At 67.0% G+C, this 24,765-nt stretch carries 18 protein-coding genes, 2 tRNA genes and 2 pseudogenes; 11 read left to right on the top strand and 11 right to left on the bottom strand.

Annotated features, from left to right (window positions below; translation table 11 throughout):
* Positions 1–231: 231 nt before the first annotated feature.
* Entirely contained in the window at positions 232–2,835 is a 2,604-nt protein-coding gene (gene mobH / locus M5C96_RS12870) for a MobH family relaxase (RefSeq protein WP_272563906.1), read from the bottom strand.
* A complete protein-coding gene (locus M5C96_RS12865) occupies positions 2,832–3,419 on the bottom strand; it encodes a hypothetical protein (protein ID WP_272563907.1) in 588 nt (195 codons plus the stop codon). Before M5C96_RS12865 ends, mobH begins: the two co-directional genes overlap by 4 nt.
* Before the next feature lie 128 nt (positions 3,420–3,547).
* On the opposite strand from M5C96_RS12865, the gene M5C96_RS12860 reads away from it, so the two are divergent.
* The gene (locus M5C96_RS12860) at positions 3,548–3,967 is read left to right on the top strand and encodes an XRE family transcriptional regulator (protein ID WP_272563908.1); all 420 of its coding nucleotides are present in this window, start codon (positions 3,548–3,550) and stop codon (positions 3,965–3,967) included.
* A 37-nt stretch (positions 3,968–4,004) separates the two neighbouring features.
* A complete protein-coding gene (locus M5C96_RS12855; protein ID WP_272563909.1) occupies positions 4,005–4,271 on the top strand; it encodes a hypothetical protein in 267 nt (88 codons plus the stop codon).
* A gap of 78 nt (positions 4,272–4,349) precedes the next feature.
* Here the strand turns inward: M5C96_RS12855 and M5C96_RS12850 are convergent.
* From M5C96_RS12850 to M5C96_RS12840, 3 genes and pseudogenes are all read right to left on the bottom strand, one after another.
* A pseudogene (locus tag M5C96_RS12850) lies at positions 4,350–5,201 on the bottom strand (IS5 family transposase); the annotation flags it as partial.
* Positions 5,198–6,292 carry an IS630 family transposase gene (locus M5C96_RS12845; RefSeq protein WP_272563777.1) on the bottom strand — a complete coding sequence of 365 codons (1,095 nt, stop codon included), beginning with the start codon at positions 6,290–6,292 and terminating at the stop codon, positions 5,198–5,200. The gene M5C96_RS12845 and the pseudogene M5C96_RS12850, both read right to left, overlap by 4 nt.
* A gap of 67 nt (positions 6,293–6,359) precedes the next feature.
* Positions 6,360–6,461: pseudogene (locus M5C96_RS12840) on the bottom strand (IS5/IS1182 family transposase); the annotation flags it as partial.
* Between the two features lie 439 nt (positions 6,462–6,900).
* On the opposite strand from M5C96_RS12840, the gene M5C96_RS12835 reads away from it, so the two are divergent.
* On the top strand, positions 6,901–8,187 hold the full coding sequence (locus M5C96_RS12835; RefSeq protein ID WP_272569485.1) for an O-acetylhomoserine aminocarboxypropyltransferase/cysteine synthase family protein: 1,287 nt from the start codon (positions 6,901–6,903) through the stop codon (positions 8,185–8,187).
* A 119-nt stretch (positions 8,188–8,306) separates the two neighbouring features.
* On the opposite strand, the gene egtB is transcribed toward M5C96_RS12835, so the two are convergent.
* Both egtB and egtD read right to left on the bottom strand, forming a co-directional pair.
* Positions 8,307–9,632 (bottom strand): ergothioneine biosynthesis protein EgtB, encoded by a 1,326-nt coding sequence (gene egtB / locus M5C96_RS12830; protein WP_272569484.1) that lies wholly within the window; start codon positions 9,630–9,632, stop codon positions 8,307–8,309.
* Positions 9,629–10,546 (bottom strand): L-histidine N(alpha)-methyltransferase, encoded by a 918-nt coding sequence (gene egtD, locus M5C96_RS12825; protein ID WP_272569483.1) that lies wholly within the window; start codon positions 10,544–10,546, stop codon positions 9,629–9,631. Before egtD ends, egtB begins: the two co-directional genes overlap by 4 nt.
* 323 nt (positions 10,547–10,869) lie before the next feature.
* Here egtD and M5C96_RS12820 point away from each other — a divergent pair, with 323 nt between their 5' ends.
* The gene (locus tag M5C96_RS12820) at positions 10,870–11,898 is read left to right on the top strand and encodes a metal-dependent hydrolase (RefSeq protein ID WP_272569482.1); all 1,029 of its coding nucleotides are present in this window, start codon (positions 10,870–10,872) and stop codon (positions 11,896–11,898) included.
* Positions 11,899–11,964: 66 nt separating this feature from the next.
* Here the strand turns inward: M5C96_RS12820 and M5C96_RS12815 are convergent, their stop codons facing one another.
* Both M5C96_RS12815 and M5C96_RS12810 read right to left on the bottom strand, forming a co-directional pair.
* Complete coding sequence (locus M5C96_RS12815; protein ID WP_272569480.1) at positions 11,965–12,561, bottom strand: OmpW/AlkL family protein; 597 nt, start codon at positions 12,559–12,561, stop codon at positions 11,965–11,967.
* 145 nt (positions 12,562–12,706) lie between these two features.
* Entirely contained in the window at positions 12,707–13,699 is a 993-nt protein-coding gene (locus tag M5C96_RS12810) for a DUF808 domain-containing protein (RefSeq protein WP_272569478.1), read from the bottom strand.
* A 236-nt stretch (positions 13,700–13,935) separates the two neighbouring features.
* On the opposite strand from M5C96_RS12810, the gene M5C96_RS12805 reads away from it, so the two are divergent.
* Entirely contained in the window at positions 13,936–14,652 is a 717-nt protein-coding gene (locus M5C96_RS12805) for a class I SAM-dependent methyltransferase (RefSeq protein ID WP_272569477.1), read from the top strand.
* 69 nt (positions 14,653–14,721) lie between these two features.
* On the opposite strand, the gene purL is transcribed toward M5C96_RS12805, so the two are convergent.
* Positions 14,722–18,672, bottom strand: a complete 3,951-nt coding sequence (gene purL / locus M5C96_RS12800) for a phosphoribosylformylglycinamidine synthase (RefSeq protein WP_272569704.1) — start codon at positions 18,670–18,672, stop codon at positions 14,722–14,724.
* A gap of 268 nt (positions 18,673–18,940) precedes the next feature.
* Here purL and map point away from each other — a divergent pair, with 268 nt between their 5' ends.
* Both map and M5C96_RS12790 read left to right on the top strand, forming a co-directional pair.
* Complete coding sequence (gene map / locus M5C96_RS12795; protein WP_272569475.1) at positions 18,941–19,756, top strand: type I methionyl aminopeptidase; 816 nt, start codon at positions 18,941–18,943, stop codon at positions 19,754–19,756.
* Between the two features lie 118 nt (positions 19,757–19,874).
* Complete coding sequence (locus M5C96_RS12790) at positions 19,875–22,469, top strand: [protein-PII] uridylyltransferase (RefSeq protein ID WP_272569474.1); 2,595 nt, start codon at positions 19,875–19,877, stop codon at positions 22,467–22,469.
* Positions 22,470–22,587: 118 nt separating this feature from the next.
* On the opposite strand, the gene def is transcribed toward M5C96_RS12790, so the two are convergent.
* Positions 22,588–23,127 (bottom strand): peptide deformylase, encoded by a 540-nt coding sequence (gene def / locus M5C96_RS12785; protein ID WP_272569472.1) that lies wholly within the window; start codon positions 23,125–23,127, stop codon positions 22,588–22,590.
* A gap of 88 nt (positions 23,128–23,215) precedes the next feature.
* Here def and M5C96_RS12780 point away from each other — a divergent pair, with 88 nt between their 5' ends.
* The 4 genes from M5C96_RS12780 (at position 23,216) to M5C96_RS12765 (ending at position 24,580) form a co-directional block, all read left to right on the top strand.
* Positions 23,216–23,638: a YbaN family protein gene (locus tag M5C96_RS12780; RefSeq protein WP_272569471.1), complete on the top strand. Its 423-nt coding sequence runs from the start codon at positions 23,216–23,218 to the stop codon at positions 23,636–23,638.
* Between the two features lie 92 nt (positions 23,639–23,730).
* Positions 23,731–23,806: transfer RNA gene (locus tag M5C96_RS12775), tRNA-Asn, on the top strand.
* Between the two features lie 63 nt (positions 23,807–23,869).
* A tRNA-Asn gene (locus M5C96_RS12770) sits at positions 23,870–23,945 on the top strand.
* 224 nt (positions 23,946–24,169) lie between these two features.
* Entirely contained in the window at positions 24,170–24,580 is a 411-nt protein-coding gene (locus M5C96_RS12765) for a YgiW/YdeI family stress tolerance OB fold protein (protein ID WP_272569470.1), read from the top strand.
* The last annotated feature ends 185 nt before the right edge of the window (positions 24,581–24,765 follow it).

Below are 24,765 nucleotides of genomic sequence, written 5' to 3'. Positions count from 1 at the left end.
GTTTTGGTAGTTTTACATAATATACATCGTATCTAGTCAGGAGATATTAAAAAATGGGATCAATATCCCGACAGATCGATGAAGATAAAAGCATTTGCGACTACCTCCGCGCTGAATCGCACGGTGTGGACTGTAGGTGCATCCAGCTAGCCGTGTCAATCGTCGAACCGCTGGCTTTGTGTCAAGACGATTCTTTTCTGACTTCAAACTTACTCGGTGTGTGATGGTTGATCACTCCAACTTGAGTACCGGGTTCGGTGGCGGCACCGGCACGACCCAGCGGTCCGGTTCGGACAGCACGACGGCAGCGAGCCGCCCGACGCTGGCGCCGCCGCGGCCCACGACCTGGTAGCGCAGGATGTTCACGCGGCCCTTGCCCTGGCCCGACGTCATGCGGTGCCAGCCGGCCTTGATGAGCTCCCGTTGCACCTGCAGGCCCATGGCATCCGCTTGATCGGCGGGCCCGGTTTCACGGGCATAGAGCTTGAAGATCAACGGCGACACGAGCGCCATGCCTTCCTCCACGAAATGCACGGCGGCGCCGGTTTCGTTGTGCTTGATCTCCCGGCTGGCCAAGCCGTTTTGAAGCCAGCGCATGAAGGCGATGGCGACCTCGCTGGGCTCGACCTTGCGGGCGGCCGCTTCGTGGGGCAGCTCGGGCAGGTGCGGCGCCAAGACCACGGGCATGGGCTGAGTGCGCGCCGAAGTCTCAGGGGCCGAGCCGAACAGCGGACGCACGAAGCTGGCCTCGGGCCGCTGCGGGGGCGTGGCCGTCGATGGCGCCGTGTCACGCGGGGACGCCAGCGTCGGTGCCGCTGCGGGCACCTTCGACGTTGATGCATCCTTGGATTTGGGCGCGGGCTGTTCCGGTGCAGGCGCTGCAGGTGCTTGCTTGCCGTTCGGCGTTGGCGCATTCTTGGGCGCCGCCGGCGGTGGCCTGGATGGTGCTGCCGGCACGCCGGGCCGCACCGGCGCGGGCGCGGCGGTGCGCACGTCGTCGTCCTCGTCCAGCCATCCATCATCGACGTCGAAGCCATCGTCCTTGCCCCCGATGCGGATCACATCGTTCAAGGGCGGGAACGTGGGCTCTGGGCGTTGGGTTGCATTCGCCTGTGCAGGCGGTTTGGTTGCTACGGCAGCAGCTGGTGCTGGCGCAGTTGCCTGTGTGGCCGCTGCAGGATCTGCCGCAATCTCCTGCGCATTGCCGTTCGATGCAGGCTTGGGCTTTGGCCGGTTGAACGCCGGGGCCTTGAGCTGGTTCTCGTTGGGCTTTTGAGAAGTTGCCGCAGCCTTGGGCTTGTTGGGCTTTGATCCAGCTTCCGGCGTGTGGGATGCCGCAGGTTGGGGCGCTGGCGCGAGAGCTGCCGCATCCTTGTCGGGTTGCCTCGATGCACGCGCTGCATCAGCGCTTTCGGTGCCCTGCTGCACCGACACCTGCCCTGCCCCATCCTCCTGGTCGTCCTCTCCTGCTGCTTCATCCTTGCGCTTGTCCCGCACCACGATGCGGCCGGCCATCGGCTGGGGGTACTGGCTCGGATCGTCATAGAGCTTGGCCAGTGGAAACCTCAGCATGGTCAGCGAGTGGCTGTAACCTGCCGCAGCCATGTCCTGCGGCGTTGCGGCAGCTTCCTGTGGGCCTACTGCATTGCCTGCTTCATCCTGGGCCTGACCCTTCACCGTCACGTACCAGATCGCCTGGCCGCTGTGCGGATTCACCTCGATGCAGCCGTACTCCTGCCAGGTGTCGAACAGCCGGTCGTTCTTGGCCTCGCCCGGTACGGCTTCCTCGGGGGCATGGTCCTTGATCCAGGTGCGCACGCCATCGGCAAGGCGCTTGGCCACGAACCACATCGAGCCGTCATGCACCCAGCCCGCCGCGCCGGAACGGTTCAGCGGCAGCGCGGTGCCCGCGCGCAGCATGGCCTTCACCGCATTCATCAGCAGGTCGATGAGCGGGATCGCATTGCTGGTGGTGAACCGCGCCCGGCTGCCGTGCAGCAAAGCCCGCTGGGTCGATGCCTGATCGGCGCGGCCAACGATGCTCGCTACCAGCCCATCCTTCGTGCCCGAGAGGAAGCGGGTCAGCGCCTCCAGCGTCTGCGGCCGGCGAGCAAGAAACGTCACCGCCGTGGCCGGCGCGATCAGGCCCAGCAGCGTGACCGCCAGGCGCGAATGCGCGCCATAGTCCCTCGCGGATTTGGGGGCGAACTCCACGAGGTACTCTGCCGCCCTGCCCGGCTCGATCCGCGTCATCGGTCCCCCGATCGGATTCCACCGGGTGCGCTCCGTCGCCCCAGGCGTGCGCCACGTGACGCGCAGATCCGTCATCGGCTTGGCAATGTCGTGCAGCAGCGCGGAGAAGAACACCACGTAGGTCCACTCGTCGCGCTCCGCGTCGATCTGCTCGATGGGCGCGCCCTCGGGCAGGAAGTGCCCGTTGCGCCAGGTCATGGCAGCCAGGAGCATTTCCAGGGTGTGGGCCAGCAGCCCGCCCACATGCGCGTGGTGATGGGCCTCGGACGCCGGCATCAGCTGCACCATCTCTGCGTAGCGGTGGATCGCGGGCAGCAGATCGCGCTGCCACACGCTTTGCGCCAGGCGCGACTGGCGCCACATGTCCTGCATGGCCTTGTCCGCGTTCACGCACACCAGCAGCTCATCGGCGGGCAACAGGCGCAGCCACCCTTGCTCGGAGCCCTCAACGGCGATGCGCCGTGGCGCGGTAGGCGCGGCCACGGCAAGCGCCGCAGCGGGAAGGGGTGCACGAGCGGGCACGCCCAGCATTCGGCCTGCATCGCCCCAGCGGCTGCGAAGCCATTCGAGCGATCGCTTCATGCGGGTGCCAGCAGGTAGCGGGACAGTTGCTCCAGCCATGGCCTGGATGCCGGGCGGCTGTCATCGACGCACAGCCAGTCCTCGTCTCCATGCGGCATCTCGATGAAGTCCAGCCAGCACTGCTCCAGCGGACTCCACAAGCACGCGGATGCCTCGGGCCGATGCTCGTTGCCCCACCAGGCGCGCACGCGCACCAGGTCCAGGGTCAGCAGATCCTGCACGATGGCAAGCCGGCGGGCGTGGGCCACCCGAACATCCAAACTTGCGGCAGCTTCACCGGGGATGCGGCAGACATGCCGGAGCAACACGTCGCGAACGCAGATGTTGGGTGCTTGCCAGTCCTCCAGGTGGCGCTCCAGCCCGTCGTAGCGGCCCAGCCATTGCAGCAGCCTGGAAGTCCAGCCGGCCAGGCCCAGCGAGGACAGATGCTGCACGATCGAGTAGACCGCGTGGGCGTGATCGAGCGCATCGCGGCCGGAGTGCGGCCATCCCGCGTTGGGGGCGGGGTTGCTGTGCTGCGCCCTCAGTCGCGGTTGCCGCGCAGGAGTGGGCGGCGAGAATTCAGGGTCCAGTGCTTCTTCCATGATGGCGCAGCACTGTATTGACGGCGGGCCAGGCAGGCCAGCGAGAACCCTGCGCGACATGGCGGAGGGTTTACGCTTGCCGACCCAGCTCCGTTCTGCTATGCGATTAAAACCAAGAAAGGGAATCAATGCCGACCATGAAACAGTCGCCTGACATAAAGCAGCAGTTCGCTCAAACACTGCGACAGGCGATGGAAAACGCTGGCTATGCGCCCAAGCCCGCTGTGCTGCAGCGCGAGTTCAACAGCCGACACCCGGCCGACAAGCCGATCACGCTGCATGGCGTGCGCCGCTGGCTGATGGGAGAGACCATTCCCAGCTATCCCAAGCTGCAGGTGCTGTCCGATTGGTTGGGGGTGCCGGTGCACGAACTCATGCATGGGGCCAAAAGCCCTTCGATCCAACCATCCAAACCGCCACGCCCCATGGCAACTGACGATCGCATCGCGGTCGAGGCATTTCTCAATCTGCCAGCTGCTCCGCGACGCATTGCACGGGATGTGATACTCGCCATCGCCCGTGCGAACGAGGTCGGCAGAACCTCGTGATCGACCGGGTTCTACAAACTACAAAAGGGAGTTTTCTATGAGATTGAATCGTCTGGACTTGGCCGGCTTGTTGGGTGGTGCGATGCGTCCTGGGGCGGACATTGGTCCCGCCGACACGCAGTTGGAGGGCAGTTACCGGCGTGGCTATCAGCAAGCCATCGCCGAGGTGGCCGCGCAGATGCGCGCCGACCAGGACGTAACCCCGGAACTACTGGATGCCTGGGTGGAAGGCGTGCGCATGCAGTGGCGGCATGTCAGTCCCCTGCATCGCAAGATTCTTGCGCCGGCACTGATCGAGACCTGAAATCGGGACACCGCCGAAAGGCGGGGCGCTGTTGCACAAATCGAATTGCAGACGGCATGACCCCAACCCCAGACGGACCTATGCCACAGCAGTCACCGACACGGTGTGAGGACGGCCGATCTGACTGAACCGATTGAGCAAGGCCACGCGGACATGCAGCTCCACAACCTGGCGGTCGAACGTGCGCGCGATCACCCGTTCGCCCAGTCGCTTGAAGCAGTGCATCTTCGTCTCCACAAGGCTGCGCCGGTGGTAGCCGCTCCACTTCTTCCAAATGCCGCGACCCAGGCGCTGGCACGCCCGAATGGCCTCATTACGATGCGCCGAGCCCGGACTCGACTTCTTCCAATGGCTGGCGTTCTTGCGGGGCGGGATCACCGCCATCGCGTGCCGCTCGGCAATGGCGTCCAGGCAGGCGCGCGTGTCGTAGGCGCCATCGGCACTGACGCTTTCGATGGATTCGTCAGTGGGAATCTGAGCCAGCAACCCGGGCAACATCGGCGCATCCCCAATGGCGTTGCTGGTCACCTCGATGGCGCGTATTTCCAGCGTCTGCGCGTCGATGCCCAGATGGACCTTGCGCCATTCGCGCCGGTATTCAGCACCATGCTTCTTGCGTTTCCACTCTCCTTCGCCCAGGAACTTGATGCCGGTGCTGTCCACCAGCAACTGCAGCGGCGAGTTGGTTCGCTGGTAGCTCAGTTCGACCTGCAAGGTCTTTTGGCGCCGGCAAACAGTGCTGAAGTCAGGTACCGGCCAGTCCAGCTTTGCCAGCCGCAGCAGGCTCTGCACCATGCCCAGCGCCTGTCGCAAGGGCTGGCCGAACAGGCACTTGATGCTCAGGCAGAACTGGATTGCTGCGTCCGAGAAGGTTCGGCTGCGTCCACGCCTGCCGGTCGGCGTGCCAAACCACTGCATGCCCTCATCTAGTGTCCTGTCCCGTTAATTCGCCCGCATAGTCTGGCGAGTTTTTCGAGGATGGAGTCTGCTGTAGCTGTCCAAGTAAACGGCTGGCAGGACTGGTTGTAATTCGCGATGAATGTGTCGATCTTGTTGATCAGATCCTTCACGCTGGTGAACGAGCCACGGCGGATTGCCCGCGTGGTGATGATCGAGAAGAAGCGCTCGACCTGATTGAGCCAGCTTGAATAGGTCGGAACGAAGTGCATGTGCCAGCGAGGCCGCTCGGCCAACCAAGCGCGCACCTTTGGATGCTTGTGGCTGGCGTAGTTATCAGCTATGCAGTGCACATCCAGTTCGTCGGGCACTGCCTTGTCGATGGCGCGCAGGAAGGCAAGGAACTCTTGATGACGATGCCGGGGCCGGCACTGCGCGATCACTTGGCCATTCATCACGTTCAGGGCCGCGAACAAGGTGGTGGTGCCGTGGCGCACGTAGTCGTGCGTGACACCTTCGACATAGCCAAACCCCATTGGCAGCATCGGCTGCGTACGCTCCAAAGCTTGGCATTGGCTCTTCTCGTCCACGCACAGCACCAGCGCGTTGTCAGGTGGGTTCAGGTACAGCCCCACAACGTCGCGCAGCTTCTCGATGAACAGCGGATCGGTCGACAGCTTGAAGCTGTCGGCCCGGTGCGGCTTGAGGTTGAAGGTCTGCAGATAGCGCGCCACCGTGCTCTTGCTGATGCCCGTATCGGCGGCCAGCGTGCGGGTGCTCCAGTGGGTACCCCCATCAGCAGGCTTGGTGTGCAACGTCTTGGTAATCAACTCAGCAACACGCTCGTCATCTACCGTGCGGGGGCGACCCGGGCGCAACTCGTCGTAAAGCCCTGCAATGCGATGGCGCGCATAGCGCCCGCGCCACTTGGTGACAGTGCTACGACTGATCCCCAGAGCCTGCGCAACCGCGGTGCTGGCTTTATCTGTGCCTTCGCAAGTCAGCACGATGCGCGCCCTGAGCGACAACGCCGCTGGCAGCGAACGTGATCGCGCCATGGACGTCAGTTCCGCGCGCTCCACTTCACTAAGCGCAATTTCTGTTCGGGTCGTTGCATTGGGCATGGCGGCACCTCAAGGATGGCCCGAAACCATGCAGCTATCGTGCCTGCGAATTAACGGGACAGGACACTAGCCACATCGTCAACGAGCCTCGCGCTTTCAGCGCCGCGTTGTACGCCTTCCAGTTCGTCGTGCGGTACTTGCTCCGCTGCCTGTTCTTCGTCTCTGTCACGCAGTCAGTCTACGGGCATCAGCATCGCGATTTGTGCAACAAAGCCTGCCTTCACTCATCTGGTCAGACTACCAGCGAGCTGCATCGCTTTGTGCAACAAAGCCAATCCAATGTCAACCGCATAACCACACAGTCCAAACCATTACCCATATCGGCCCCTTGCCGACCTTTCGTCAGGAATCGGTTTTTGCCTGCCATGCTTTATGGTGAAAATAATTCCAGAGTACCGGACGCGTTTCGCACACGGTGGCTGCCCGAACTCAAAACTGTGCCCGCCATGCGAACGCTGACACCACCCTTTTGTTGGCCGAAATAAGCACATAGCCAATGCGTTGTTCGGACGCCGGGCACGCGGTGCAAGAATGGCCCGCACCGCGTTGCGCAGGCCTTGCCTGCGCTTCACGCACTCTGTTCCCGTCACCCCAGAAAGAGACAACCCATGCGGATCGAAACCCTCGCCGTCCATGCCGGACAGTCGCCCGACCCCACCACCAAGGCGGTGGCCGTGCCCATCTACCAGACGGTGGCCTATGCCTTCGACAGCGCCCAGCACGGCGCCGACCTGTTCGACCTCAAGGTGCAGGGCAACATCTACACGCGCATCATGAATCCGACCAACGACGTGCTGGAAAAGCGCGTCGCGGCGCTGGAGGGTGGCATCGCCGCGCTGGCCGTGGCCTCGGGCATGGCAGCCATCACCTACGCGATCCAGACCATCGCCGAAGCCGGCGACAACATCGTCTCGGCCAGCACGCTCTACGGTGGCACCTACAACCTCTTCGCCCACACGCTGCCGCAGCAGGGCATCACCACGCGGTTCGCCGATCCACGCGATCCGGCCAGCTTCGCGCAGCACATCGACGCGCGCACCAAAGCCATCTTCATCGAATCCATCGGCAACCCGCTGGGCAACGTGACCGACATCGCGGCCCTGGCCCGGGTGGCGCACGACCATGGCGTGCCGCTCATCGTGGACAACACGGTGCCCAGCCCCTACCTGCTGCGCCCCATCGAACATGGCGCCGACATCGTGGTGCACTCGCTCACCAAGTACCTGGGCGGCCACGGCAACAGCGTGGGCGGCGCCATCGTGGACAGCGGCAAGTTCCCCTGGGCGAAGCACAAGGCGCGCTTTCCGCGCCTGAACGAGCCCGACGTGAGCTACCACGGCGTGGTCTATACCGAGGCACTAGGCGAAGCGGCCTTCATCGGTCGCGCGCGCGTGGTGCCGCTGCGCAACACCGGCGCGGCCCTGGCCCCGCAGAACGCGTTCCTGATCCTGCAGGGGATCGAGACGCTCGCGCTGCGCATGAACCGCATCTGCGAGAACACGCTGGCCATCGCGCGTGCGCTGCAAGGCCATTCCAAGGTGGAGTGGGTGCGCTACGCCGGCCTGCCGGACCACCCGGACCACGCGCTGGTGCAGCGCCAGCTGGGCGGGCGGGCGTCGGGGATCCTGTCGTTCAGCCTGCGTTCGGAAGAAGGCACGGACCCGCGTGCGGCCGGCGCGCGCTTCCTGGATGCGCTGCAGCTCTTCACGCGCCTGGTGAACATCGGCGACGCCCGCTCGCTGGCCACCCACCCCGCATCGACCACGCACCGCCAGCTCGATGCCGGCGAGCTGGCCAAGGCCGGGGTCACGGAAGGCATGGTGCGGCTGTCCGTGGGCATCGAGCACATCGAGGACTTGCAGGCCGACCTGGCGCAGGCGTTGCAGGCGGTGTGACCGCCGCGTGGCCGGGGCGGCGGACTGCTGCCGCCCCCATGCGATCCATGCTCCTTTTGGCCTCCAGCGGAATCAGTACTAGGGCATATCGCTATTAATTCAATAGCAAATCAATCCCATCACAGATCCCGCGCCAGCCGTAGCCCCGAGAACTGCCAGCGCGCGATGGCGGGAAAGAAGTTGCGGTACGTCGCCCGCACGTGCCCGACCGGCGTCGCGCACGAGCCGCCGCGCAACACGTATTGGTTGACCATGAACTTGCCGTTGTACTCGCCCACCGCGCCCTCGGCCACGCGGAAACCGGGGTAGGCAGCGTAGCTGGACTGCGTCCACTCCCACACGTCGCCGAACATTTGCACCAGGCCCCGCCCGGCATCGGAGGCCGGCCGCGGGTGCAACGTGCCGCTGTCGGCAAAGTGGCCGCTGGCAGCGTTCGCCCCCTGCACGCCCTGGGAGGTGGCCGCCACCTCCCATTCGGCCTCGGTGGGCAGGCGCGCGCCGGCCCACCGTGCATAAGCGTCTGCCTCGTAATACGACAGGTGCACCGCGGGTGCGTGGGGTTGGAGCGGGCGCGGCCCGGCCAGGGTGAACTCGTACCAGGCTGCGCCCTGGCGTTGCCAGTAGATGGGGTGCGACAACTGCTGCGCGCGCACCCAGTCCCAGCCCTCGGCCAGCCAGTGGGCGGATTCCTGGTAGCCGCCGTCTTCGACGAACGCCAGGTACTCGGCGGTGGTCACCGGCCGGTTGGCCAGCTCGAACGGCTGCAGGTACACGCGGTGGCGCGGCCCCTCGTTGTCGAAGGCGAAGCCACCCCGGTCACCGCCCGGATGGCCGATCTCGCACACGCCGCCGGCAAAGGGCTGCCAGGCCAGCGGGACGCCGCCGGCCGGTGAGAGCTGGGCCTGCTGCTGCGACTGCGCCTGCCCCGGCAAGCGGTAGGCCGGCCACAGCGGGCTGCACGACAGCAGGTGCTTGACGTCGGTGAGGATCAGTTCCTGGTGCTGCTGCTCGTGCTGCAGGCCCAGCTCGACCAGGGCCGCCAGCGCGGCGTCGTCCGGCCGCTCGGCCATCAGGCGCGACATGCGGCTGTCCACGTCGGCCCGGTAGGCCAGCACCTGCGGCAGTGCGGGCCGGGTGAGCAAGCCGCGCTGCGGCCGCGGGTGCTTGTCGCCCACGCCGTTGTAGTAGGAATTGAAGATCACCCGGAAGGCGGGGTGGAACGGCGCGAAGCCGGGCTCGTTCGGCTCCAGGATGAAGGTCTCGAAGAACCAGGTGGTGTGCGCCAGGTGCCATTTCACCGGGCTGGCGTCGGGCATGGATTGCGCGCAGCAATCCTCGTCGGACAGCGGCAGCGCCAGGGCCATGGAGGCACGGCGCACCTCGGCGTAGCGGGCGCTGAGCGTGCAAGGCGCCACGGCATGGGGGGAGCGGGTGGCGAAGTTCATGGCTGGGCATGCACCACGGCGAACCAGCCCCGCTCGTCCGTCCAGGCCTGCGCGCGCGAAAAACCCGCGCGCGCCAGCAGCGCCTGGAAGGCCGTGAGGCTGTATTTGTAGCTGTTCTCGGTGTGGATGCGCTCGCCCGCGGCAAAGTCGCGCCCTCCGCCGGGCCAGCGCACCTGCGCACCCTCGCGGGCTTCCAGGTGCATTTCGATGCGCGACTGCTCCCCGTTGAAGAAGGCCCGGTGCTCCCACGCCTCGGGCGTGAAATCGCTGCCGATGAGCCGGTTCACATGGGCCAGCACATTGCGGTTGAACGCGGCCGTGACGCCGGCGGCATCGTCGTAGGCGGCCTGCAGCACGTCCACGTCCTTGGGCAGGTCGATGCCGATCAGCAGCGCGCCGTCGGCATCCACCAGCGCACGCATGCGCGACAGCAGCTCCAGCGCCTGGGGCGGGTCGAAATTGCCGATCGAAGAGCCGGGGTAGAACACCACGCGGCGTGCGCGCGGAATGTCCGGCGGCAAATGGACGGGGCGGGTCAGATCGCCCGCCACCGCATGGGCCTGCAGTGCGGGCAGATCGCTGCACAGGCGGGCCACGCCCTCGCGCAGGAAGTCCGCCGAGATGTCCACGCCCACGAACCGCTCGGGCTGCAGCAGGCGGCACAGCGTGCGCGCCTTCTCACAGTTGCCGGCGCCCAGTTCGATGACGGTGCCGCCCTGCCCCACGGCACGGGCGATGTCGTCACCGTGCGCCCGCATCAGCGCGTGCTCGGTGCGGGTAGGGTAGTACTCTGGCAGTCGGGTGATTTCCTCGAACAGCTGGGAGCCCCGCTGGTCGTAGAAATACTTGGGGGAAATGCACGCGGGACGGCGGGCCAACCCCTGGAGGATGTCGTGGTGCGGTGTGTTCTGCATGTCGCTCGGGGGATGGGTCTGTCGGATCGCGGCGCACCGGGGGCGGCGCGGCTGCAACGCATGGCCCTCTCCGATCGCTCTTCGGCAACCTGAAACGGCCATGTAACAGAGCATTACAGACACCCCGCCACCCGGATGTAGGACACGTCCGCAAATCCATCAGCGCCATGTGGCCGAACATTGGCTGCGCCTTCCAAGACACGCATCACCATCGTCCCCGCCACCGCACAGTTTTTTCGAAGGCCCCGTGGCGCACCGGCGCGGCTGGGCCACACTCCGCCGATCGACACCAACGGCCGGCTACCACGGCCTGCTTCGCTGCCATGGATTCCCTGACCCAGATCGCCCTTGGTTCCGCCGTTTCGCTCGCCGTGATGGGCCGGCGCACCGCCCCCTGGAAAGCCGCGCTGTGGGGTGCGGTGGCGGGCACGCTGCCCGACCTGGACGCCTTCATCGACCACGGCAATGCCATTGCCAACATGGTCGAGCACCAGGCGGAAAGCCATGCCCTGCTGTACCTCAGCCTGTTTTCGCTGCCCCTGGGCGCACTGGTGGCGCGCCTGCATGGCGAGCAGGCCGGCTGGCGAAGGTGGTGGCTGGCGATGTGGCTCGCGCTCGTCACCCACCCGTTGCTGGATGGCATGACGGTGTACGGCACCCAGTTGTGGAAGCCGTTCACCAGCCACCCGTACGGGGTGGGCAGCATCTTCATCATCGACCCGCTGTACACCGTGCCGCTCATCGTCGGCGTGGTCGCCGCGCTGGCGAGCGGCCCGCCGGTCGGTGCCCGCTGGAACCGATGGGGCCTGGCGCTCAGCACGCTCTACCTGGCGTGGAGCGTGGGCGTGCAGCAGCACGTCACCGGCGTGGCGATGGCATCCTTGCGCACGCAGGGCCTGCCGGTGCAGACGGTGCTGGTAACGCCCACCCCGTTCAACACCCTGCTGTGGCGGGTGGTGGCGGTCACGCCCACCCAATATGCCGAAGGCTTCTACGCCCTGGCCGACGGCAACAGGCCCATGCAATGGACGGTGCACGAGCGCGGAGCCCCGCTGATCCAGCGCTACGGAACCGTGCCGGACGTGCAGCGGGTGGCGCGCTTCAGCCACGGCTTTTATCGCATGCGTTCGCGGGACGGCCGCGTCTTCGTGACCGATCTGCGCATGGGGCAGGAGCCCGACTACAGCTTCCAGTTCGATCTCGGCACGCCCGCGCAACTGGACGCCGGCCAGCCCGAGGTGGCGCTGCGCGGACAGCGCCCGGACATCGGCACGGCCCTCGCCGCGCTGTGGCGGCGCATGTGGGGGCATGCGGGCGGCTCGGGACCGTTCGGTGCCGACACGGCCCCATGAAAAAAGCCGGCGCCATGCGCCGGCTTTCCCCACCAGGCTGTCAATGGCCGCACCCGCGGCCCGCGGTCAGAACCGCCAGCCCAGGCCCACGCCGGCCAGCACGGGATCGATCTTGAAGGTGCCCAGCTTGGCACCGGCTGCGAACACGTCGGTCTGGATGTAGACCTTCTTCACGTCGAAGTTCAGCACCAGGTTCTTGGTGAGGGGAATGTCCACGCCGACCTGCAGGGAGCCGCCCCAGCTGCTCTTGTCGATGCTCACGCCGGCGGGCAGGCGCACGCTGGCAAACCGCGTGTAGTTCACGCCCGCGCCCACGTAGGGACGAAAGCCGGCGGTGTCGAAGTGGTACTGCAGCATCAGCGAAGGCGGCAGGTGCTTGAGCGTGCCGATCTGCGCGTTCAGGGCGCTGGAGGACAGCCGCTGCTTCTGGGGCACGGTCAGCACCAGCTCGGCGGCGATGTTGCGGTTGAAGAAATAGGAGATGTCGACTTCAGGCAGCGTCTTGTCGTTGATCGACAGGCCCAGGCCGGTGCTGTCCTTGTTGGAGGAATCCAGGTTCACGGCACGCGCACGAACGAGCCAGGGGCCTTCCGCCGTTTGCGCGAAGGCGGCGCCGGAGGTCAATGCGCACAGCACGGCCAGGGCCAGCAGGTTTTTTTTCATACGGAAACTCGATGCGTTGAACGGGGACGACCCCCGTGCATGCATTGGGCCGGCAAACGGCCCGGGCGGCCTTGCCATGGATCAAACCGCCGGCAGGTTGTGCCGCGGGCCGCGAGGGTCTGAAAGCGCCCTCTTCTCCCCGCTCTCAGTGCGCGCCCTTGCCCCGCAGGCGCTGCACCAGCGTGACCACCGCCAGCACGGCGGCACCGGCCACGATGCCCACCACCGCATTGAGCAGGTTGGGCACCAGCACGCGCCACAGGCCGCCCGCCGGCCACTGGGCCGCCGATGCGGCCAGGCCCTCGACCGCGTGGTGGATGGCGGGCACGCCATGCACCAGAATGCCGCCGCCCACGAGGAACATGGCGGCCGTGCCGGCGACCGAGAGCACCTTCATCAACCAGGGCGCGGCGGCCACGATGCCGCGGCCCAGCGCCTGCGCAGCGCGCCCCGTCTTGCGGGTGAGCCACAGGCCCAGGTCGTCCAGCTTGACGATGCCGGCCACCAGGCCGTACACGCCCACCGTCATGATGAGCGCGATGCCGGCCAGCACGGCCACCTGCTGCCCGAACGGGGCGCTGGCGACTGTGCCCAGCGTGATGGCGATGATCTCGGCGGACAGGATGAAGTCGGTGCGCACCGCGCCCTTGACCTTGTCCTTCTCGAAGGCGGCGATGTCCACCGCCGGGTTGGCGTTGGCCAGGGCATGCGCCTCACGGCCCGCCTCTTCCTTGGGGGCATTGCCGTGGGGCAGGAACCGGTGCGCCAGCTTCTCCGCGCCCTCGAAGCACAGGAACGCGCCGCCCACCATGAGCAGCGGCGTCACCGCCCAGGGAATGAAGGCGCTGATCAGCAGCGCGGCCGGCACCAGGATGGCCTTGTTGACGAGCGAGCCCTTGGCCACCGCCCAGACCACGGGAATCTCGCGATCGGCGCGCACGCCCGTGACCTGCTGGGCATTGAGCGCCAGATCGTCGCCCAGCACGCCGGCGGTTTTCTGCGCCGCCACCTTGGTCATGACGGACACGTCATCGGCCATGGCGGCACTCTTCTTGGCAGCGACCTTGGTCATCAGGGCCACGTCGTCCAGAACGGTGGCGATATCGTCGAGCAGCGTCAAAAGGCTGGCACCGGCCATGGGAATCCTTAAAAAATCGAGGGAGGGAGCGGGTCCGTGGGCCACGGCGCGAGAGGCGGCAAGGCCACGGGAGCGCCGCGCGGGCCGGGCATGCCGGCCGAAAAACCAGGCGCCCATCGCCCAGGCGGCGCCCACTATAGCAACGCCCTGCGATGGGTCCGTGTCGGTGCAAGGCGCATACTGGCGGCCTTCCCACCGATATCGGGGTCCTGCACGCGGGCTCTCGCTCCCGCAGCATGCCAGGCTACCTGACCAAGCAAGAAAACATCGCCATCGCCGGCGTCGACGACCTCGTCATCCGCTCCCTGCTGGACCGCCAGCAGTTCTCCGACCCCCTCGGCGACGCCGAAACCCTGGGCATCTCCTCGGCCGCCTGGCCCCTCTTCGGCCTGCTGTGGCCCTCGGGCGCGCAACTGGCCGCGCGCATGGCGGCCCGGCCCGTGCAGGCGGGCGAGCGCATCCTGGAGCTGGGCTGCGGCCTGGCGCTGGCCAGCCTGGTGTGCCACCGGCAAGGCGCCGACGTGACCGCGAGCGACTGCCACCCGCTGGCCGGTACCTTCCTGCGCGAGAACCTGCGCCTGAACGGCATGGGCACCATGAAGTACCGCCAGGGCCAATGGGGCAGCGGCGAAGCGCTGGGCCCGCCGCAGCAGGACGAGAGTCCGCTCGCGCAGGCGCACGGCGGCCCGGTGCACGGGCTGTTCGACCTCATCATGGGCAGCGACCTGCTGTACGAACGCGACGCCCGCGCCAGCCTCGCGCATTTCATCGACCTGCACGCGGGCCCCGCGGCCCAGGTCTGGATCGTGGACCCGGACCGGGGCAACCGCGCCGCCTTCAGCAAGCAGATGGCCGCGCAGGGCTTCGGCCTGCGCGAAGAGCGGCTGGACCGCGCTGCGCTGGACGATGCGCCCGCCTACAAAGGCCGGCTGCTGGTGTACCGCCGCACCTGAACGCCGAAGACGGCCCGAGCGTTCCGGCCGCCGGATCGCGCCGGGCACGCTCCCGGCTCTTCGGCTTTCTCAGCCCACCCAGCGGCGGGCGTTACGCCAGATGCGCATCCACGGGCTCAGCGCGCTGCGGTCGCCGCTGGTCCAGCTCATCTGCACGTTGCGGAACACGCGTTCGGCGTGCGGCATCATGGCCGTGAAGCGCCCATCGGCGGTGGTCACCGCCGTGAGACCGCCTGCGCTGCCGTTGGGGTTGAACGGGTATTGCTCGGTGGCCGCGCCGTGGTGGTCCACATACCGCATGGCGGCGATGGCCTGGGCCGGGTCGCCGCGGTACTTGAAGTTGGCGTAGCCCTCGCCGTGCGCCACGGCGATCGGCAGGCGGCTGCCCGCCATGCCGGCGAAGAACAGGCTGGGCGATTCCAGCACCTCCACCAGCGACAGCCGCGCCTCGAAGCGCTCGCTCTGGTTGGTGGTGAAGCGCGGCCAGGCCTCGGCGCCGGGAATGATGTCGGCCAGCTCGGCGAACATCTGGCAGCCGTTGCACACGCCCAGGCCGAAAGTGTCCTTGCGGCCGAAGAAGCCCTGGAACTGCTCCGACAGCACCGGGTTGAACGTGATCGAACGCGCCCAGCCGATGCCCGCGCCCAGAGTGTCGCCGTAGCTGAAACCACCGCAGGCCACCACGCCGGCGAAGTCCGACAGCTGCGCGCGGCCGGTCTGCAGGTCGGTCATGTGCACGTCGTAGGCCTCGAAGCCCGCCTCGGTGAAGGCGTAGGCCATCTCGATGTGCGAGTTGACCCCTTGCTCGCGCAGAATGGCGACCTTTGGCCGCGCGAGGTTCAGGAAGGGCGCGGCCACGCCCTCGGCCGGATCGAACGTGAGCGCCACGTGCAGGCCCGGGTCGTTCGGCACGCCTGCGGCGGCATGCTCGGCATCGGCCGTGGCCGGGTTGTCGCGCTGCTGCGTGATCTTCCAGCTCACCGCGTCCCACACCTGGTGCAGGTCGGACAGGGTGGCGCTGAACACGCTCTTGGCATCGCGCCACACCTGCAGCTCGCCCTTGCCGACATCCATGGTGGACGACGCGGGCCGCGTCTTGCCGATGAAGTGGCTGGACCGGGACAGGCCGTGCTCGCGCAGGGTCTGCATGACCTCGTTGCGCTCGGCGGTGCGCACCTGCAGCACCACGCCCAGTTCCTCGTTGAACAGCGCCTTGAGCGTCAGCTCCTCGCGGCGCGCGCTCACCTGGGAGGCCCAGTTCTTGGCGTCGCCTGTTTCCATACGGCTGTCGCTGATGCCGTCGCCCTCGGTCACGAGCAGATCGACGTTCAGCGCCACGCCCACATGGCCGGCGAAAGCCATCTCGGCCACCGCGGCCAGCAGGCCCCCGTCGCTGCGGTCGTGGTAAGCCAGGATCTGGCCCTTGGCGCGCAGCGCGTTCACGGCATCGACCAGGCGCACCAAGTCCTGCGCGTCGTCCAGGTCGGGCGCCACATCGCCGCTCTGGCTCAGCACCTGGCCCAGGATGCTGCCGCCCATGCGGGCCTTGCCATGGCCCAGGTCGATCAGCACCAGCGTGGTGTCGTCCTCCGCCGCGTCCAGCTGCGGCGTGAGCGTGCCGCGCACGTCGGCCAGCGTGGCGAAGGCGCTGACGATCAGGCTCACGGGGGAAGTGACCTTCTTCGCACCGCTTTCATCCTTCCACTGGGTGCGCATGGACAGCGAATCCTTGCCCACCGGGATCGAAATGCCCAGCGCCGGGCACAGCTCCATGCCCACGGCCTTCACGGTGGCGTACAGCGCGGCATCCTCGCCGGGCTCGCCGCAGGCGGCCATCCAGTTGGCGGAGAGCTTCACGCGCGGCAGTTCGATGGGCGCGGCCAGCAGATTGGTGATGGCCTCGGCCACGGCCATGCGGCCCGAGGCGGGCGCGTCGATGGCGGCCAGCGGCGTGCGCTCGCCCATGCTCATGGCCTCGCCGGCAAAGCCCTGGAAGTCGGCCAGCGTGACGGCGCAGTCGGCCACCGGCACCTGCCAGGGGCCCACCATCTGGTCGCGGTGCGACAAGCCGCCCACCGTGCGGTCGCCGATGGTGATGAGAAAGCGCTTGCTCGCCACCGTGGGGTGCGCCAGCACGTCGATCACCGCCTTTTGCAGCGCCACGCCCGTGAGGTCGATGGGCGCGAATTCGCGCTGCACGGTCTTCACGTCGCGGTGCATCTTGGGCGGTTTGCCCAGCAGCACTTCCATGGGCATGTCCACCGGCAGCTTCTGATTGCCGGTGGCGGCCGTGTCCTCCAGCACCAGCTGGCGGTGCTCGGTGGCGGTGCCAATCACGGCGAACGGGCAGCGCTCGCGCTCGCAGAACGCGCGGAACTGCTCCAGCGATTGCGGCGCGATCGCCAGCACGTAACGCTCCTGGCTTTCGTTGGACCAGATCTCTTTCGGGGCCAGGCCCGACTCTTCGAGCTGCACCGCGCGCAGGTCGAAGTGCGCGCCCCGGCCGGCGTCGTTGGTCAGCTCGGGGAAGGCATTGGACAGCCCGCCCGCACCCACGTCGTGGATCGCCAGGATGGGGTTGGCCGCACCCTGCGCCCAGCAGTGGTTGATGACCTCCTGCGCGCGGCGCTCGATCTCGGGGTTGCCGCGCTGCACGGAGTCGAAATCGAGCTCCGCCGCGTTCGCGCCCGTGGCCATGGAACTGGCCGCGCTGCCACCCATGCCGATGCGCATGCCCGGGCCGCCCAGCTGGATCAGCAGCGAGCCGGCCGGGAATTCGATCTTCTGCGTGAGGCCCGCATCGATGGTGCCCAGGCCGCCGGCGATCATGATGGGCTTGTGGTAGCCCCGGTCCACGCCGCCCACCGACTGCTCGTACTCGCGGAAATAGCCCAGCAGGTTGGGCCGGCCGAACTCGTTGTTGAACGCCGCGCCGCCCAGGGGGCCTTCCACCATGATCTGCAGCGGGCTGGCGATGTGCTCGGGCTTGCCGAACTCTCCGCCCCAGAGCTTGGACACCGTGAAGCCGGTCATGCCCGCCTTGGGCTTGGAGCCGCGGCCCGTGGCGCCCTCGTCGCGGATCTCACCGCCCGCGCCCGTGGAAGCGCCGGGGAACGGCGAGATGGCCGTGGGGTGGTTGTGCGTTTCCACCTTCATCAGAATGTGGTTCGTGACGCTACTCTTTTCATAGCACACTGCCCTAGTGGAATTTGCACTGGTGGGCATTTTGGCCAAAAACCGCTCGACGCGCGTGCCTTCCATGACCGAGGCGTTGTCCGAATACGCCACCACCGTGTGCTGGGGCGCCAGCTGGTGGGTGTTGCGGATCATGGCGAACAGGCTCTTGTCCTGCTTCTCGCCGTCGATGGTGAACTGCGCGTTGAAGATCTTGTGGCGGCAGTGCTCGCTGTTGGCCTGCGCGAACATCATCAGCTCCACGTCGGTGGGGTTGCGCGCCAGGCCCTGGAAGGCATTGACCAGGTAGTCGATCTCGTCGTCGGCCAGCGCCAGGCCCCACTGGGCGTTGGCCGCCTCGACCGCCGCGCGCCCACCGCCCAGCACATCGACGAACTCCATCGGCGCGGCCGGCAGCTCGGTGAACAGGGCCTCGGCGCCCGATCGGTCCCACACCACCGATTCGGTCATGCGGTCGTGCAGCAGCGCGGCGATCTGCCCGCGCTGCGCGTCGGTCAGCGTGGGCGTGCCGCCCAGCAGGCCGGATTTGAGCGAGAGGCGGTATTCGGTGATGCGTTCCACGCGGCGCAGCGCCAGGCCGCAGTTGTGCGCGATGTCGGTCGCCTTCGACGCCCAGGGCGAGACCGTGCCCAGGCGCGGCGTGACGATGATGGCCGGGCCATCGGCCGGGCCGCCGTAGGGGTCGCCATAGGTCAGCAGCGCGGCGAAGCGGCCGCTTTCGACCGGGGTGGGCACCGCGTCGGTGGCCACCAGGTGCACGAAGCGGGCGGCGATGCCTGTGATGCGGTCGTGGATGGCCTGCAGCGCGGGCAGCAGCTGGCGCATGCGGAAGGCGCTGAGGGCGTTGCCGCCTTCGAACGTGCTGAGGTGCAAGGAGGGCTTCGTGGACGATGTCGGCGAGATCACTTCGGCGGCCTGTTGGGTGATGGAAAAGGTGCGGCCCCACCCTGGACCGCCGGCCGCTGACTGGGGCCGGCTGGGCAGGGTGCGGAGAATGCTGAGCCCGGCATTTTACCGGGGCGGATCGCATCGCCGACGAGGCCTTCGCCCGCGCGGCCCGCATCGGCCGAGCGCCGATGGGATAATTGGCCCCATGAGCATCACCATCAAAGACGCCGAAGGCATCGCCGGCATGCGAGAGGCATGCCGACTGGCTTCGGAAGTGCTGGACTACATCGCGCCCCACATCCAGCCTGGCATCACCACGAACGAAATCGACCGCCTCGCGGCCGAATGCATGGCGCAGCAGGGCACCATCTCCGCCACCATCGGCTACCAGCCGCCGGGCTATCCGCCCTACCCCAAGTCGCTGTGCACGTCGATCAACAACGTGGTCTGCCACGGCATCCCGAACGACAAGCCCCTGAAGAAGGGCGACATCATGAATGTGGACGTCACCGTCATCACCAAGGACGGCTGGTACGGCGACAACAGCCGCATGTACCTGATCGGCGACGTCTCCATCGCCGCCAAGCGCCTGTGCAGCCTCACCTTCGATGCCATGTGGATCGGCATCCAGCGCGTCAAGCCCGGCGCCCGCCTGGGGGACATCGGCCACGCCATTCAGAAGTACGCCGAGGGCCACGGCCTGTCGGTGGTGCGCGAGTTCTGCGGCCACGGCATCGGCCAGAAATTCCACGAAGAGCCCCAGGTGCTGCACTACGGCTACCCTGGCACGCTGGATGAGCTGCTGCCCGGCATGACCTTCACCATCGAGCCCATGCTGAACGCCGGCCGCCGCGAGGTGAAGGAGTTCGGCAACGACGGCTGGACCATCGTGACCAAGGACCGCAGCCTGTCGGCGCAGTGGGAGCACACCGTGCTGGTGACCGAGACCGGCTACGAAGTCCTCACCCTGTCGGCCGGATCGCCACCGCTGCCGGCCTTCGTGACCGCCACGAAGACCTGACCGGAACACGGCGCGCGGGCCGGCCGCGCGGCGGCCGGGCGCACGGTTCTTGCTTGTCTGGTGCTAACCTGCCCACCGCTCCGTTGCTCTACCCGCACCCGCCACCCCGCCGCCGTCCATGACCGACCTGCAAACCCTGCGCGACGCCTACCGCCAAGACAAGGCCACCCTGATCGCGTCGCTGCAATCCACGGGAGCGTCCACGCGCGGCGTTCGCACACTGCTGCACAAGCTCTCTACCCTGGCGGACCGCCTGCTGCGCCAGCTGTGGCAGCGCGCCGGCATGCCGGACGACCTCGCGCTGGTGGCCGTGGGGGGCTACGGCCGCGCGCAGCTCTTTCCCCATTCCGACGTCGACGTGCTCGTCCTGCTGCCGGACGGCGCCACGCCCGGGGCCGGCTGCGCCTTGTCCACGTGCATCGAATCGTTCATCGGCAGCTGCTGGGACGCGGGCCTGGAGATCGGCTCCAGCGTGCGCACGGTGGCCGAGTGCCTGACCGAATCCGCGGCCGACGTGACCGTGCAGACCTCGCTGCTCGAAGCCCGCCGCGTCTGCGGCAGCTCGCCGCTGTTCGCCGCGTTCCAGCAGCGCTACGACGCGCAGATGGACGCGCAGGACTTCCTCATTGCCAAGACGCTGGAGATGCGCCAGCGCCACACCAAGTACGAGAACACGCCCTACTCGCTGGAGCCCAACTGCAAGGAGTCGCCAGGCGGCCTGCGCGACCTGCAGACGGTGTTGTGGGTCGCCCGCGCGGCCGGCCTGGGACGCGACTGGCGCGAACTGGCCGCCAATGGCATGGCCACGCCGTTCGAAGTGGCCCAGATCGAGCGCAACGAGGCCGTGCTGTTCCTCATCCGCGCGCGGCTGCACGCCGTGGCCGGCCGCCACGAGGACCGGCTGGTGTTCGACCTGCAGACCGCCGTGGCCGAATCGTTCGGCTATCGCTCCCACTCGCCCGACGGCAAGCGCCTGGCCATGCGCGCAAGCGAAACCCTCATGCGCCGCTATTACTGGGCGGCCAAGGCCGTGTCGCAGCTCAGCCAGATCCTGCTGTTGAACATCGAGGAGCGGCTCAGCCCCTCCACGCACGAGCTGCACCGCATCAACGACCGCTTCTTCGAGAAGGCCGGCCTCGTCGAGGTGGCGAGCGACGACCTGTATGAGAAGCACCCCCACGCCATCCTGGAAACCTTCCTGCTCTACGAGACCACGCTGGGGCTGAAGGACCTGTCGGTGCGCACGCTGCGCGCGCTCTACAACGCCCGCGGGGCGATGGACAGCGCCTTCCGCCGCGACCCGGTCAACCGCGCGACCTTCATGAAGATCCTGCGGCAGCCCTCGGGCATCACGCATGCGATGCGGCTCATGAACCAGACCTCGGTGCTGGGCCGCTACCTCTGGCCGTTTCGCCGAATCGTGGGCCAGATGCAGCACGACCTGTTCCACGTCTACACCGTGGACCAGCACATCCTGATGGTGCTGCGCAACGTGCGCCGCTTCTTCATGGCCGAGCATGCGCACGAATACCCGTTCTGCTCGCAGCTGGCCGGCGGCTGGGACAAGCCGTGGCTGCTGTACCTGGCGGCGCTGTTCCACGACATCGGCAAGGGCCGCGGCGGCGACCACTCCAAGATCGGTGCCGAGGAAGTGCGCCACTTCTGCCGCCAGCACGGCGTGGACGAGGAAGACGCGGCTCTGGTCGAGTTCCTGGTGCGCGAGCACCTGGCCATGAGCCAGGTCGCGCAAAAGCAGGACCTGTCCGATCCGGACGTGATCGGCGCTTTCGCCCAGCGCGTGGGCAGCGAGCGCCGCCTCACCGCGCTGTACCTGCTCACCGTGGCGGACATCCGCGGCACCAGCCCCAAGGTCTGGAACGCGTGGAAGGGCAAGCTGCTGGAAGACCTGTACCGCGCCACGCTGCGCGCCCTGGGCGGTCACGCCCCCAATGCCGCCGCCGAAATCGAGGCCCGCAAGCGCGAAGCCATGGTCATGCTGGCGCTGCAGGCCCAGCCGTTCGAGGCGCACAAGAAGCTGTGGGACACGCTGGACGTGGGCTATTTCATGCGGCACGAAGCCGCCGACATCGCCTGGCACACGCGCCACCTCTCGCGCTACGTGGGCACCGGCCGCACGGTGGTCCGCGCGCGGCAGTCGCTGGCGGGCGAGGGCCTGCAGGTGGTGGTTTATGCGCCCGACCAGCCCGACCTCTTCGCCCGCATCTGCGGCTATTTCGACCGGGCGGGCTTCAGCATCCTCGATGCGCGGGTGCACACCGCCCACGATGGCTGCGCTCTCGATACGTTCCAGGTCGTGGCCTCGGAGCAGGCCGGACATTACCGCGAACTCACGCACATGGTGGAGAGCGATCTCGCCCGCGCGATCGAGGACGAAACCGCGGGCCTGCCCGAGCCGGCTCGCAAGCGCGTCTCACGCCGCGTGAAGAGCTTTCCCGTGGCCCCGCGCGTCACGCTGCGCCCCGACGAGAAAGCCCAGCGCTGGCTCATCAACATCTCCGCCAGCGACCGGGCGGGCCTGCTTTACCTGGTGGCGCGCATCCTTTCGCGCCACCACCTGAGCGTGCAACTGGCCAAGGTCAGCACCCTGGGCGAGCGGGTGGAAGACACCTTCCTCGTGCACGGCCCGGAACTGCAGAGCAACGCACGGCAGATCCAGATCGAGACCGAACTGCTGAACGCGTTGTCCGAGTGACGGGCCGCTGGGGTCCGACGCATTCGATGCTATTTATTTGATAGCAAAACGCCCTAGCATTGTTTGCGCTGGAGGCCAATTTCATTCATGTTTTCCGAGGCAACGCTTGCCAGGTCCGTCAGTCGTCTTCCGCGTCGGCGAGCTCGGGAAACAGCACCTCGGTATAGCCGAACTGGGTGAAATCGCGCACCCTCATCGGGTAGAGCTTGCCGATCAGGTGGTCGCATTCGTGCTGCACCACGCGCGCATGGAACCCCTCCGCCGTGCGGTCGATCGGGTCGCCATACGGGTCCAGGCCCTGGTAGCGGATGCGGGACCAGCGCGGCACCTTGCCGCGCAGGCCGGGAACGGACAGGCACCCTTCCCAGTCCTCTTCCTCCTCGTCGCCCAGCGGCGTGATCTGCGAGTTGAGCAACACGGTGCGCGGCACCAGGGGTCGGTCGGGATAGCGGGGGTTCTTGCGGTCCGAACCGAAGATCACCAATTGCAGATCCATGCCGATCTGCGGGGCTGCCAGGCCGGCGCCATTGACTGCCTCCATGGTGTCCAGCATGTCGCGCACCAGCAGGTGCAGCGCGTCGGTATCGAACTCGGTCACGGGCTGGGCCACGCGCAGCAGGCGCGGATCGCCCATCTTGAGAATGTTTTGAACGGTCATGGGAATGAAAAGAAGGGCCGACGGTCAGCGTCGAAGTGACCGCAGCATAGCGCGCCGACCGCCCCCATGCCGCAGGCACAATCCAGGCATGCCGCCCCCGCCAGCGCCTTTGCCACCGCCGCCACCCCGCCCTGCCCCGCTGCCCCTGCCGGTGCGCTGGCTGCTGCTGTGCTTTGCGGTGCTGAGCCTGGTGACCGGCATCATCGGCATCTTCGTGCCCGGTCTGCCGACCACGGTGTTCATCCTCATGGCCGGCTGGGCGGCAGCCCGCAGTTCACCCCGGCTGCACGCGTGGCTGTGGCGCCACCCGCTTTTCGGCCCCATGCTGCGCGACTGGGCCAACGGCGGCCAGGTGAGTCGCCGCGCCAAGTGGAGCGCCAGCATCCTCATGGCGCTCGCGGCGGCCGTGCTCGTCTTCGGCCACGCACCCCGCTGGGTTGCCATCAGCGCTTCGCTGTGCATGGCGTGCGTGCTCGCCTGGCTTTGGCAGCGGCCGGAGCCGGCCCGTTGAGGGCCCATGGGAAGCAACCCGCAACCCGATCCATCAGGCAGCCGCAGTTCTTCGAATTTGCTCACTTTTTGTGTATATAATCTAAGTCTTGTTCCTCGATAGCTCAGTCGGTAGAGCGCCGGACTGTTAATCCGTAGGTCCCTGGTTCGAGCCCAGGTCGAGGAGCCAAGATCATCAAGGCCTTGCATGTGTACGCAGGGCCTTTTACATCGCTAGTCAGATACCGAATATTCCTCGATAGCTCAGTCGGTAGAGCGCCGGACTGTTAATCCGTAGGTCCCTGGTTCGAGCCCAGGTCGAGGAGCCATAGACAGCCTTACAGGCTGTACAAAAGCCCGCTATTTCATCGATAGCGGGCTTTTTTTTGTCTCCGGTCCCGTGATTTTTTGGCCAGTCATTGCCGACATCGACCGAATTGGCCGTCCGGCCATCGCCTACACCGCGTCCTCTGCCGCTTCGGCATCCTTTGTGGTTACTTGCTGCGGGTCACCCAACCCGCATGCCATTCAACCATCCCAAAGGAGTGAAGCCATGCAGAAAACCACCACCGCGCTCGTTCTCACCCTCGGCCTGCTGGGCGCTGCCGCACCGGCCATGGCGCAGTACACCGGTCCCACCACAGGCGAACGTGCTGCAGCACCGGCAGCCGGCAGCGGCTACACCGGGCCCACCTCGGTGCCCACAATGACGGTGAAGCAACTGCTCGACACCGCCACGGACGACCAGCACGTCCGCCTGCAAGGCCGCATCGTGTCCCACGACGGCGGCAAAAACTACACCTTCGCAGACGACAGCGGCCGCATGCCCGTCGAGATTTCCGACAAACGCTTTCCGGCAGGCCAACCCATCAGTGCCCAGCAGCGGGTGGAACTGGTGGGAGAGGTCGACAAGGGCATTCGCAAAATGGAGTTCGAGGTGGAGCAGGTTCGCCTGATTCCCTGATGGGATGAGGCTGGGGCCCGAGCGCCGCCACTCGCCCCAGTGAAAGGCCATCCGCGGGGATGGCCTTTTTGCCATCGCCTGCTGAAGGCAGGCTCGGATCGACTCCACCCAAGCAGTCACCACCCAACCGATCCGAAGGCCGCCCCGCAGCCCTGCGCACTCGGCGACAATCCGTTGCTTCTTCC

Source organism: Acidovorax sp. GBBC 1281 (assembly GCF_028473645.1).
Lineage (GTDB): Bacteria > Pseudomonadota > Gammaproteobacteria > Burkholderiales > Burkholderiaceae_C > Paracidovorax.
Note: the sequence above shows the minus strand (reverse complement) of the source record. Positions and strands in the feature narration are given on the sequence as shown.